At 68.7% G+C, this 12,131-nt stretch carries 8 protein-coding genes; 5 read left to right on the top strand and 3 right to left on the bottom strand.

Annotated features, from left to right (window positions below; genetic code table 11):
• Positions 1-60 precede the first annotated feature (60 nt).
• The 3 genes from EV192_RS48535 to EV192_RS48525 are packed head-to-tail and all read left to right on the top strand — an operon-like array spanning position 61 to position 5,940.
• Positions 61-567 (top strand): SET domain-containing protein-lysine N-methyltransferase, encoded by a 507-nt coding sequence (locus tag EV192_RS48535; protein ID WP_132125586.1) that lies wholly within the window; start codon positions 61-63, stop codon positions 565-567.
• Positions 564-4,607, top strand: a complete 4,044-nt coding sequence (locus tag EV192_RS48530) for a non-ribosomal peptide synthetase (RefSeq protein WP_132125585.1) — start codon at positions 564-566, stop codon at positions 4,605-4,607. Before EV192_RS48535 ends, EV192_RS48530 begins: the two co-directional genes overlap by 4 nt.
• 46 nt (positions 4,608-4,653) lie before the next feature.
• Positions 4,654-5,940, top strand: coding sequence for an MFS transporter (locus EV192_RS48525; protein WP_132125584.1), 1,287 nt, complete (start codon positions 4,654-4,656; stop codon positions 5,938-5,940).
• On the opposite strand, the gene EV192_RS48520 is transcribed toward EV192_RS48525, so the two are convergent.
• The 3 genes from EV192_RS48520 to EV192_RS48510 are packed head-to-tail and all read right to left on the bottom strand — an operon-like array spanning position 5,922 to position 7,605.
• A complete protein-coding gene (locus EV192_RS48520) occupies positions 5,922-6,425 on the bottom strand; it encodes an NUDIX domain-containing protein (RefSeq protein ID WP_132125583.1) in 504 nt (167 codons plus the stop codon). The two genes, EV192_RS48525 and EV192_RS48520, sit on opposite strands and share 19 nt — an antisense overlap.
• A 2-nt stretch (positions 6,426-6,427) precedes the next feature.
• Positions 6,428-7,249 (bottom strand): hypothetical protein, encoded by an 822-nt coding sequence (locus EV192_RS48515; protein ID WP_132125582.1) that lies wholly within the window; start codon positions 7,247-7,249, stop codon positions 6,428-6,430.
• Entirely contained in the window at positions 7,246-7,605 is a 360-nt protein-coding gene (locus EV192_RS48510) for a hypothetical protein (protein WP_132125581.1), read from the bottom strand. Before EV192_RS48510 ends, EV192_RS48515 begins: the two co-directional genes overlap by 4 nt.
• 42 nt (positions 7,606-7,647) lie before the next feature.
• Here EV192_RS48510 and EV192_RS48505 point away from each other — a divergent pair, with 42 nt between their 5' ends.
• Positions 7,648-10,947, top strand: a complete 3,300-nt coding sequence (locus tag EV192_RS48505; protein ID WP_132125580.1) for a CHAT domain-containing protein — start codon at positions 7,648-7,650, stop codon at positions 10,945-10,947.
• Positions 10,948-11,147: 200 nt separating this feature from the next.
• Positions 11,148-11,981 carry a geranyl diphosphate 2-C-methyltransferase gene (locus tag EV192_RS48500; RefSeq protein WP_132125579.1) on the top strand — a complete coding sequence of 278 codons (834 nt, stop codon included), beginning with the start codon at positions 11,148-11,150 and terminating at the stop codon, positions 11,979-11,981.
• The last annotated feature ends 150 nt before the right edge of the window (positions 11,982-12,131 follow it).

Raw genomic sequence — 12,131 nt, 5'->3', positions numbered from 1 at the left:
GGTGAGTCCGTGGATCATGTCCGACCAGCGGAGACGGTCCCGCGTGTCCAAGGAGGTCCAGTGCCAGAGGTCGCCGAACTGACCCGAGCCGCGGTGATCCGCACCGGCGGCGAATACAAACTCGTCGCGATCGAACCGGTGGCGGCGAACACGTTCCTGTTCAGTCTCGAAGGCGAACTGACCAGCCGGCCGACCCGGTACACCGTGCAGCTGGCCGCGGACACCCACGTCGACCTGCCGGCGGAATGCCCGCTGGAGGACGTGCTGGACACGTACTTCTGGCGGTTCATGAACCACAGCTGCGAGCCGAACACGATGATCCGCGGCCGGGACGTGTTCAGCGTGACCGCGATCGAGCCGTGGCAGGAGATCCGGTTCCACTACGCCACCACCGAGTACTCGATGGCCGAGCCGTTCGAGTGCCGGTGCGGCAGCCGCCGCTGCGACGGCCTGATCCGCGGCTTCCGGTATCTGTCCACACCGGCGCGGGAGCGGCTGCGGCCGTTGCTGTCCGGCTACCTGCTGTCTGTTTTGGACGGCGCGAAAGCGGAGTCGGAAGCCCGGTGAGCGCGGCGCTGCCCGAGTTCTTCGACCGGTCGGCCCGGCTGTGGCCGGACGCGGTCGCGATCGACGTGCCGCCGGCCGAGGGACGGCCGGAACGCACTGCTGTCACGTACAAGGACCTGCAGCGCCGCGCGGACACCGCGGCCAGGGTGTTCCGTCAGGCATTACCCCACGGGGGTATCGTGGCGATCCTGTTGCCGCGGACCACAGTGCACCTGTACGCGACCCAATTGGCCGTGCTGAAGGCCGGGTGCGCGTACTTGTGCATCGAACCGTCCTTTCCGGACGACCAGGTCGGCTACATCCTGCGGGACTCGGCGGCCGCGGTGCTCGTCACCGACGAATCCGGGCACGAACGGGCAACGCGCGCCGGATACCAGGGCGCGGTCGTCCGGGTCGACTGCCCCACTGACACCTCGGGCTGGCCGTTGGACGCGTCGGCCATGCCCGAGGGCCTCGCTTACGTCATCTACACCTCCGGCACCACCGGCCGGCCGAAAGGCGTGCTGATCGGGCATTCGGGCGTCGCCAACCTGATCGGAGCGGACGTCGCCGAGTTCGCGCTGGCCCCGGGCGACCGCGTGGCACAGGGATCGTCCGCCGCCTACGACTCGTCGGTCGAGGAGACCTGGATGGCCTTCTCGACCGGGGCGACCGTGGTGGTGATGGACGACGAGACCGTCCGGCTCGGCCCGGACCTGGTCGGATGGCTGCGCCGGGAACGGATCACCGCGCTGTGCCCACCGCCGACGCTGCTGCGCGCCGCCTCGTGCGACGACCCGCAGGCCGAACTGCCGGACCTGCGGCTGTTGTACGTCGGCGGCGAGGCCCTGCCGGACGACGTGGCCGAACGGTGGTCGCGCGGCCGGCGCATGGTCAACGGCTACGGGCCCACCGAGTGCACGGTCACGTGCCTGCGCGCGGACATCGTGCCCGGCCAGTCCATCGCCATCGGCAAGCCTGTGCCGGGAATGCAGGCGTGGGTGCTCGACGAGAACCTCCTGCCAGTCGCGCCGGGCACGCACGGCGAACTGTGCATGAGCGGTGCCGGCCTGGCCATCGGGTACCACAACCAGCCCGAGCTGACCGCGACGAAGTTCCCCCAGCATCCCACGCTCGGCCGGATCTACCGCACAGGCGACCTTGTGCACGCCGAACCGGACGGCACGTTGTACTACCACGGCCGGATCGATTCGCAGGTCAAGCTGCGCGGCTACCGGATCGAACTGGAGGCGATCGAGTCGTTCCTGGCGCGCTGCGCGGGCGTCCGTGAGGCGGCGTGCCGGGTCCAGGGCGAAGGCGCGGCCGAGGTGATCGCCGCCCACCTCGTCCCGGTCGATGCCACCCAGCCGCCGAGCTTGGACGACATCAAGCAGTACCTGCGCAAGGTCCTGCCCGCGTACATGGTTCCGGCGGTGTTTGGCCTGATCGCCGACCTGCCGCGCAGCGCCGGCGGCAAGCTCCGCCGCGGCGACCTGCCCGTTCTGACGGTCGCGCGACCGGCCAAGGCCCGTGGCCAGACGCCCGGCAGTCCGATCGAGAACGCGATCGCGCGGGCCATGTGCGAGGTGTTCACCCTCACCGACGTCTCGGTGGCCGACGACTTCTTCGACGACCTTGGCGGCAGCTCACTGCAGGCGGCGATGCTGGTCTCCCGGCTCCGCGCCGACCCACTCACCAAGGGCATCGCGGTCCGGGACGTCTACGAGATGCGGACCATCCAGCGACTCGCCGGACGCGCCACTCCCCCGGAACCCGAACCACCTGCGCCGCTACCGCCTGAGCCCGAAGGAAAGCCGATCGCTGTGACGCTCGCGCAGTCCGCGTGGCTGCTCGCCGAGCTCCTCGTCGGCGCGCCCATCGCGTACCTGGTGGTGTTCAAGCTCCTGCCGTGGCTGGCCGGGTTGATCGGCCTGATCCCGCTCGTGCTCATCGCGCCGGTGGTGCTGTTCGTCTTCGGTCTGGTGTGGACACCGGTGTCGGTGCTGATCGCGGTCCGCGCCAAGAAGATCCTGATCGGACAGTACCGGCCGGTGAACGTGACCGTCTGGAGTGGACTGTACGTCCGGATGTGGATCGTCCGGCACCTGATGCGGTTCGTGCCGTGGAGCGCGTTCGCCGGCACCGAGTTCCAGTGCGTCGTGCTCCGCCGGCTGGGCGCCCGGATCGGCCGGCGGGTGCACATCCACGGCGGCGTGAACCTCGTCCAGGGCGGCTGGGACCTGCTCGACATCGGCGACGACGTGACGCTCAGCCAGGACAGCACGCTCGGCCTGGTGCAGCTGTCCGCCGGGCACGTCATCGTCGGCCCGGTCACCGTCGGCGCGGGCGCCACTGTGGACGTTCGGGCCGGCCTCGGGCCGAACACCCGGATGGGCCGGGACACCTGGCTGGCGCCACTGTCGTTCCTGCCGTCCGGTGGTGTGATCCCGGACGGCGAACGCTGGGACGGCGTCCCCGCCCAACCGTCCGGCCGGACGCCACGGCCGCCGACGCCCAGGACCACAGGGAGCCTGCTCTCCCCGATCGTGTGGGCCGTGTTCATGATGTTCTGCCGTGCCCTGCTGAACTTCGTGGTCGCGGTGCCGGCGTCGGTCTCGGCGATCGTGCTGATCGCGTACTACGACCTGAGTTACGACGCGCTGCTGGTCGGGCTCACGCATCCGCTCGACAACATGGGTTTCCTGATGACGATCGCGGTCGTCACCTGCCTGACGTTCGTGGTCACGGTGTGGTTCGAGGCCTTCGTGGCGCGCTGGCTCGGGACCGTCCGGGAAGGCGTGATCAGCCGCTGGAGCCCAGCGTACGTACGGATCTGGCTGAAGAGCGGGCTGGTGACGTCGGCCGGGAACTGGCTGTCCGGCGGGCTGTTCTGGCCGGTGTGGCTGCGCTGGGCGGGCATGCGGATCGGCCGCGGCTGTGAGATCAGCACGATCATCGACGTCGTCCCCGAACTGGTCGAGATCGGCCCGGACACGTTCTTCGCCGACGGCATCTACCTCGGCGGCCCGCGAATCCAGCGCGGCACAGTGCTGCTGCGCAAGGTCCGGCTGGACCACGACACGTTCCTCGGCAACCACGCGGTGATCCCAGCCGGACAGCACCTCCCGCCGGATGTTCTTGTTGGCATCTGCACGACGGTGGACGAACACAAGGTCAGACAGGGCAGTTCGTGGTTCGGGCACCCGCCGTTCGAGCTGCCACGGCGAGAAGTCGTGGCGTACGACCGGTCGCTGACCCACAACCCGTCGTTCGCGCGACTGCTCACACGCGTGTTCTGGGAGTGGTTGCGGTTCGCGCTGCCGTTCGTGCCGTTGGTGGTCGTCACGGCGTGGACGGCAGCCCTGCAAGTCGTGGCGGACGCGGTGCCGTACGGGGTGTTCCTGGGGATCGGCGCGGCCGTGGTTACCCTGGGCGCCGCGCTTCTGCCGTGCCTGATCGTGTTGGCACTGAAGTGGCTGCTGCTGGGCAAGGTCCGGGAAGGTGTCCACCCGTTGTGGTCCTGCTGGTGCAGCCGGTGGGACTTCCTGTACGTGGCATGGGGTGTGATCGCCAGCGGTGTGCTGTCGGCGTTCGAAGGCACCCTGTTGCTGCCGTTGTACCTGCGCCGGATGGGCATGAGGATCGGCAAGCGGGTCGTGCTCAGCGAGGGGTTCGCCCAGGTCGTCGACCCGGACATGCTGATCATCGAGGACGGGGCCACGGTGAGCGCGATGTTCCAGGCGCACACGTTCGAGGACCGCGTGCTCAAGATCGGGCACGTCCGTGTCGGCGCATACTCCACTTTGGCCGATGGCACGGTTCCCTTGTACGGCGCGGACATCGGCGCGAGCACGATGGTCGCCCCGCACAGCGTGATCATGAAACACGAACGCCTGCTGCCAGGCCTGAGATACTCAGGTGTTCCCACTACCCGTGAGACCGACCCGTTCGAGCGATCCGGTCATCGGACCACCAGGTTCACTCGGATCAGCGGACGGCTTGACGAGCCGACGGAATCCATTCAGGTTACGGTTCAACCGGTTGGTCACTTCGGCGGTTGACATCTCCCGGCCGGAAATCCAACGTGGAGTTGCCGGAGGTGCTGTGATGACCGCACTCAACGAAGAGACTGTCCGGACCGCACGCCGACGTGCCGTGGTGGCGAGCGCGGTGGGCACGTCCGTCGAATGGTATGACTTCTTCCTCTACGGGACGGCGTCGGCGCTGGTCTTCCCGAAGCTGTTCTTCCCGGGCAGCAACCCGTTCGTCGGCGTGCTCGCGTCGTTCACCACGCAGTTCGTCGGGTTCGCCGCGCGGCCGATCGGCGCCGCGATCTTCGGCCACTTCGGCGACCGGCTCGGCCGCAAGGCCACCCTGGTCACCACCTTGCTGCTGATGGGTGTCGCGACGTTCCTGATCGGCTGCCTGCCCGGCTACGAGAGCATCGGCGTGCTCGCGCCCGTCCTGTTGGTGGTGCTGCGGATCCTGCAGGGCATCGGCGTGGGTGGCGAGTGGGGCGGCTCGGTGCTTCTGTCGATGGAATGGGGTGAACGGTCCAAACGGGGTCTGATGGCCAGCGTCCCGCAGCTGGGTGTCCCTATTGGACTGTTGCTGTCCACCGGCGCGGTCAAGCTGATGAGCTCGATCACCGGTACCGACTTCGGCGTATGGGGCTGGCGGGTGCCGTTCCTGGTCAGCGTCGTCCTGGTGGTGATCGGGCTGTACGTGCGGCTGCGGGTGCTGGAGTCGCCCGAGTTCGTCGAGCTGCGCCAGGAGAAAGCCGTGCTGCGGCTGCCGGTGTGGCAGGCGATCCGGCGCTATCCACGGGAGATCCTGTGTGCCGCGCTCCTGCGGATGTCCGAACAGGCGCCGTTCTACCTTTTCGTCACTTTCGTCCTGACGTACGGCACCACCAAGCTGAAACTGAACCAGGACAGCGTCCTCGGCGACACCATGGTGGCCGCGGCCATCGGCCTGGTCAGCGTGCCACTGTTCGGGTGGCTGTCCGACCGGATCGGCCGCAGGCTGGTGTACGGCATGGGCATCGTCGCCACTGCCGTGTACGCGTTCCCCTACTTCGGGCTGCTGGACACCAAGGCCGCCGGCCTGGTGCTGGTCGGGATCGTGGTGTCCCTGATCGTGCACGACATGCAGTACGGACCCCAGGCGGCGCTGATCGCGGAGACGTTCGACCGCGACGTGCGCTACTCGGCCGCCGGCATCGGCTACCACCTGGCGTCGGTGGTCGCCGGCGGCCCGGCGCCGCTGATCGCGGCCGCGATCCTGAAGAACACCGGTTCCAGCACGTGGATCAGCATGTACATCATCGGCTGCTGTGTGGTGTCCATGATCGCTCTGCTGGCCCTGCCGCGGGCTCAGAGCGTGGCGAAGTAGTCCCGCGCCATCTGGGCGTGCTGCGGGAACGCGAGGTTCTCACTGAGGTCGAAGATGACCTTGCGTTCGGACACCTCCCTGTTCGGCACGAACGGCGGCAGGTCCTCGGCCTTGACGGCCGGCGCCTGCGCGAACAGCAGGACGTACACCGGGTCGGGCGCGGTCGAGGTGAACCACAGCGGCCGCAACGCCTCGGGCGCGATCTCGACGCCGGTCTCCTCCTGCATCTCGCGCGCGGCGGCCTCCTGCCACGTCTCGTGCCGCTCGACGAATCCGCTGACCAGGGTCAACGCCCCGACCGGCGGAATCGCCCGCCGGATGGCGAGCAACCCGGTCCGGTCGCCGTCCACCACGGGCAGCAGCACCACGGCCACCGGAGCCGGATTCACCCACACCTGACTGCCACACGCCTCGCATCGACGCGGATAGCCCGTCACGTCGGCGTAGGCGGTGCCGCAGGAGGAACAGAAGGAGTCAGCAGCCATGGTCAGGTACCTTTGCGGAACTCGGCGGTGAGCGCCTCGCCCACCTCGGACGTGAACCGGTCGTGGTCGCCCACGAACCCCAGTCGCCTGGCCACCACCACCGCGGTCAAGTCCACAGTGGACTCGATCAGGTCGGCGTAGGTTCGCACGGCCATCCGCCCCCTTGACCATCCGGTGATCCACACGACGACCGCGACAATACCCGCCGGCCACCAGAACAGGCCGGTCACCAGGTACCCCACCGCCCACGTGGCCCGGGTCGCCGCGTCGTCGAACGCGGCACGTGCCGCCCGCAGCTCCGCGCGGGTGGGGTCGTCCAGGACCAGCCACAGGCGCGGCCACCACGCCCGCAAATCGACGTCGTACTGGTTGAGCACCCGGACGTCGGACGCGGCCAACCGGTCGCCCATCCACGTCGGTCGAGCCGGGCGGGCAAGGGAGATCTCGTTGCGCCGCACGGGATCCTGCTCGTTCATCCAGCGCGCCGCCCGACGGCGGGCGCCCCACCGGGCCAGCGGCGTCCACCACTGCCCCAGCCACAGCCGTTCAGTGAGCCCGGACAACGCGCGCACAGCCAGCCCCACCCCGAAACTCGCCAGCAACACCGCCGCCAACAGCCCGATCTGGGCCACCGCCGGCCGCGTCCCCACCGCCCTGGCCCACTGGTCGGCCCGGCGGACCAGTCGGTCCCAGTCGAACGGCGCCGAGTGCCCAAGCGTGGCCCCGACGGCAGCCGTGGCCAGCACCAGCAAACCCGGCATGACCAGCAACGACAGCCACTTCTCGGCCAGTTTCCGGCCCAACTCGCCGAAGAACGTCGTCATGCCCGTTCCCTGCGCAGCGGTTCGTCAACGATCCAACAACGCTCCCGCGGCACAGGCCCACCCGGCTCACGATCCACAGCCCGATCGCACAACGTCCATGGGCACACGTAGACCTCGGCGCGCGGCCGGTCGTCCGCCCACGACAGCTGAGTCTCCAGCCAACGGGTCTGCTGCGACTCGGATCTCAGCACGTCAGCCGGGATCCCCAGCCGTTGGAGAAGATCAGCCACCGGCCGGCCCGCCTTGATCTCGGTGAGCACGCCGGCCAACTGGTCCGTCAGGCCGTTCCGGTCCGCGGCCACCTTCAACTGCGGCAACGCCCGGCAGAACGCCGCCAGGTTCTCGTCCGTGCTCATTCCGCCCATCCTGGCAGACCCCCGGTGGGACGATCGGGAGCCATGCGCGACGAACTGGTCAGGTCACTCCAGGCCCGGACGGCGGCCGCCGCCGCGGGCGACCCCGGGCCGGTGCTGGCCGACGAGGCACTGGTGGAGGCAGAGCGACTGCAGGAGTTCATCTTCGACGGAACGCAGCTGGATCTTGAAGTCCTGCAGGCGGTCGGGGTGCTGCACTCGGCGCGCTGGGGTCTGCTCGGTGACCAGGCGGGATACTCGCCGCGCGCCGCGACGGTCCTGCTGCGACTGCTGTACCTTCTCGACCGCAACGGGGTGCCTGAAGGGCTGTGGCCCCTGTTCGACCAGGACCTCAGTCCAGGCGAAGCCGGGCGGTGTCACGACCTGGCCATGGCGATCGCGGAACTCGCGTCGGTGTCCGGCAAACCCGACATCTACCCGCTCGCCGTCGGCTGGTTGCGGCTGGCCGTCGACACATGGGGCGACACGGACGACGAACGTCGGCTCATCGCGCTCGCCACTCTCGCGGACCTGACGAAACGGACCTACTTCGCCTCCCTCGAACCCGAGTGGCTCGATCAGGCCATCGAAGTCCTCCGCCAGGTGCGCGAATCGGTCGACACTGTTCCGTTGTCGCTCAACCTGGCGGAGATGCTGCACCGTCGGTTCGACATCACCGGCGACCACGAGCCGTTGACCGAGGAGATCGCACTGCTGCGCGCCGCGTCCCAGTCGACCGAACTCGACGACCAAGCACGAACCGAGGCACAGATCCGGCTGGCCTCGGCCTTGCTGGGCGCCGGCGAGCGATCGGAGGCGATGTCGATGACACGGCGGCTTCTCGACGGCCCAGCCGACCGCGCCACGGGCGTCCACTGGCACAACCTCAGCGTCGCACTGAGCAACCACAACGTAAGGACCGGCGAGCCACTGGCCGACGCCATCGAGTCCAGCCGACGGGCCGTGACCTTCGAAGGCACCCCGGCCACGTGCGAATGGCGCGCTCATCTCGCCATGCTGCTGGCCAGAGCGGGAGACCTCGATGACGCGGTGACGGCCGCCCGCATGGCGATGGCCGAGTGTCCGCCGGACAGTGGTCACCGGCAGACAGTGGTCCACAGCGCCGGTTTGGTGTTGTTCCTGCGGTACCGGCAGTTCGGCGTACCGGCGGAACTGGACGAGGCGATCGTGTTGCTACGGACCGTTCAAGTGTCTCTGCAACTGGGCGCCGCACTGCGCGAGCGGTACGCGCTCAGCCCCGATCTGGCCACCTTGACCGAGGCGATCCAGGTCTACCGCCGGATCCTCGGGGAGTTGCCGCGGACCCATGACCATTGGCCGCAGACGCAGGCCAATCTGTCGGTCGCGCTGGTCGCGCACTACAGGCACACGGACGACGAGGAAAGCTTGGCCGAGGCTGTTGACCTCGCGCGGAACGCCGTCGCCGGGACCCCTGCCGGGCACACCGACCTCGGCCTGCGGCTGATGAACCTCGGCGCCGCGCTGGGCGCGGATTACGAGCGGACTGAGGACCCGGCGACACTGCGGGAAGAACTCGAGGTGGGGCGCCGGGCCGTCGCGATCGCGTCGCCAGGAACCTGGGCGCGACAACGCTTGTTGGCGAACCTGGGTGCCACGCTGTTCCGCCTTGGGCAGGTCACTGACGACCCGGCTGCCTTCACCGAAGCGGTCGACGTCACCCGCGAAGCGATCGCCGCCACCCCGGCCGGCGATCCGAACGTGGCGTTCAGCCTGCTCAACCACGCCGTGGCCCTGATAGCCGCCAGCGAGTACCTACAGGCGCTCCGGGTCGCGCAGGCCGCGGCGGGAATCGAACTCGCGGCGCCGTCGGTCCGATTGCGGGCGTGCCGGGTCTGGGGGCAGGTCGCCGCGGTATCGGAGCTGTGGGACGAGGCAGCGGCCGGGTTCGGTCAAGGAGTGCGGTTGCTCCCCCTGGTGGCGCCCAGGAACCTGCGCTCGACGGACATCCAGGGCGTCCTGTCGAAAATGGACGCCGTGCACGTGAACGCGGCCGCGAGTGCCATCTGGGCCGACGACCCCGACAGCGCCCTGGAACTCCTCGAACAGGGGCGCGGCATCCTGTCCGCGTACGAACTGGACAGCCGCACCGAACTCACCGACCTGCGCGCCAAATCGCCCAAGCTGGCCGACGAGATGACGGAAGTCCTTGCCGCACTGGACGTGCAGGGCGAGCTCTCCACCGACCAACGGCACGCCCTGCAGTCCCGATGGACGTCCGTGCTGGGCAGGATCCGCGAGCTGAAGAACTTCGAGCACTTCCTGGAACCACCGTCCATCAAGGACTTTGTGGCCGCCGCCGAGGACGGCCCGGTGATCACCGTCAACGTCAGCGAGTTCCATTGCGCCGCACTGGTTCTGACCACAAAGGGAGTCCAGGTCGTTCCCCTGGGTGATCTGTCGCTCGAAGACCTGGAGACCCGCGTTCCGGCCTTTCTGGAAGCACTGCGCCTGACCGGAGCCGGCGACCTCGTCGAACAGATGGACGCGCAGGCGTACGTGCGGGAAACCCTGTCCTGGTTGTGGAACGCGGTCACCGGACCGATCCTCGACGCCCTCGGTTACCCGCCCGAAGCCGACGAACTGCCGCGCGTCTGGTGGTCCCCGACCGGGCTGCTGAACTTCCTCCCGCTGCACGCGGCCGGCGACGGTGACCAATGCGCCCTTGACCGTGTCGTCTCGTCGTACACACCGAGCATCCGGGCTTTGATCCGTTCTCGATCCCGCCCGCCGACCGAAAAGACCGGCGTGCTCGCCGTGGCCGTGTCGCCGGGCGAGGTGAAGTTGCCGGCCGCGCACGCCGAGGCGGAATCGTTGGTACGCATGCACAATGCCACTCCCCTGTTCGACGAGAACGCCACCCATGAGAACGTGCTCAAGGCACTCCCGGCCGCGCCCTGGGCGCACTTCGCCTGCCACGCCCACAACGATCCGGCTACCCCTGGGCAGAGCCGGCTGCTGCTGCACGACCGGCCGCTGCGGGTTCCCGAGATCAGCCGGTTGCGGATGGCGGACGCCGAACTGGCGTACCTCTCGGCCTGCTCGACCGCGTCCGGCACCACCGTGCTCGCCGACGAGGCCATCCACATCGTCTCGGCGTTCCAGCTCGCCGGCTACCGGCACGTTGTCGGCACCCTGTGGTCGATCCAGGACACCACCGCCACCTCCCTCGCCGACGGCTTCTACACGGGGCTGGACCAAGGCATGTCCCCGGCGCGGTCGCTGCACACGGTCGTGCGGCGGTTGCGTCAGGAGCGGCCGCTCATGGCTTCGGACTGGGCCGGCCACATCCACGTCGGCCCGTGACCAGCGCTCGACCCACTGGATGACCCCTACCGGCACGCGGGTCCCTGCCCATCGGCGGGGACCCGCTCGGTATTACCGGCCGGCAACGGAACCACCCGTTCGTGGGTCGGCGGACCCCCGCCTGGCGGATGGCCCAAACCACCTCCGGAGCTGCACTCTCGATGGCGGAATGTTTCCCAGCAAATGGAGGAGCACACGGGATGTCCACTGTCGAGCCGGTACTGCGCAGCGACTATCAGCGTTCCATCGCCGCGTACTGGAACAACGAGAAAGATCCGGTCAACATCCGGCTCGGCGAGGTCGACGGCCTCTACCACCACCACTACGGTCTCGGCGACTACGACCGGTCGGTGCTCGGCGACGACGCGGCCGTCATCGCGGAGATGCACCGGCTGGAGACCGCACAGGCCGAGGTCCTCCTGAGCCACCTTGGCGACGTCGGCACGGACGACCGGCTGCTCGACGCCGGCTCCGGCCGCGGCGGCACCAGCTTCATGGCCAACCAGCGGTTCGGCTGCCGGGTGGACGGCGTCAGCATCTCCGAGTCGCAGGTGGCGTTCGCCAACGACCAGGCCGCCCGGCGCGGGGTCGCCAACCGGGTCCGGTTCCACTTCAAGAACATGCTGGACACCGCCTTCGAGACCGGGGCCATGCGCGGGATCTGGACCAACGAGACGACCATGTACGTCGACCTGTACCAGCTGTTCGGCGAGTTCGGCCGGCTGCTGCGGCGCGGCGGCCGGTACGTGTGCATCACCGGGTGCTACAACGACGTGACGGGTGGGCGGTCGCGCGCGGTCAGCCAGATCGACCAGCACTACATCTGCAACATCCACCCGCGCAGCGAGTACTTCAAAGCGTTGGCCGCCAACGACTTCGTGCCGATCAACGTGGTCGACCTGACACCGGCGACGATCCCGTACTGGGAGCTGCGGGCGCAGTCGTCGGTCGCGACCGGGATCGAGGACCCGTTCCTCACCGCGTACCGTGAGGGCAGCTTCCACTACCTCCTGATCGCCGCCGACAAAATTTAGTGTCCCGCGCCGGAAGTCCGACACCTTTCTCGACGGCCCAGCTTCCCGCTGGCCGCACCGGCCAAAGGCACTGGTACAACCAAGGTACAAGCCCCTTCGTCCGGCGCGCCCAGCGGCAACCCGGATCCGCCGAATAAAGGCGCCGGACTT

Source organism: Actinocrispum wychmicini, assembly GCF_004345645.1.
Classification (GTDB): domain Bacteria; phylum Actinomycetota; class Actinomycetes; order Mycobacteriales; family Pseudonocardiaceae; genus Kibdelosporangium; species Kibdelosporangium wychmicini.
The sequence above is the reverse complement of the archived record's forward strand: the minus strand, read 5'-3'. Positions and strand labels throughout refer to the sequence as shown.

Bases quoted from the DNA above. Each gene is read 5' to 3' on its own strand.
- EV192_RS48520 (WP_132125583.1), bottom strand. From the start codon at position 6,425: ATGGCTGCTGACTCCTTCTGTTCCTCCTGCGGCACCGCCTACGCCGAC.
- EV192_RS48525 (WP_132125584.1), top strand. From the start codon at position 4,654: ATGACCGCACTCAACGAAGAGACTGTCCGGACCGCACGCCGACGTGCC.
- EV192_RS48515 (WP_132125582.1), bottom strand. From the start codon at position 7,249: ATGACGACGTTCTTCGGCGAGTTGGGCCGGAAACTGGCCGAGAAGTGG.
- EV192_RS48505 (WP_132125580.1), top strand. From the start codon at position 7,648: ATGCGCGACGAACTGGTCAGGTCACTCCAGGCCCGGACGGCGGCCGCC.
- EV192_RS48500 (WP_132125579.1), top strand. From the start codon at position 11,148: ATGTCCACTGTCGAGCCGGTACTGCGCAGCGACTATCAGCGTTCCATC.
- EV192_RS48510 (WP_132125581.1), bottom strand. From the start codon at position 7,605: ATGAGCACGGACGAGAACCTGGCGGCGTTCTGCCGGGCGTTGCCGCAG.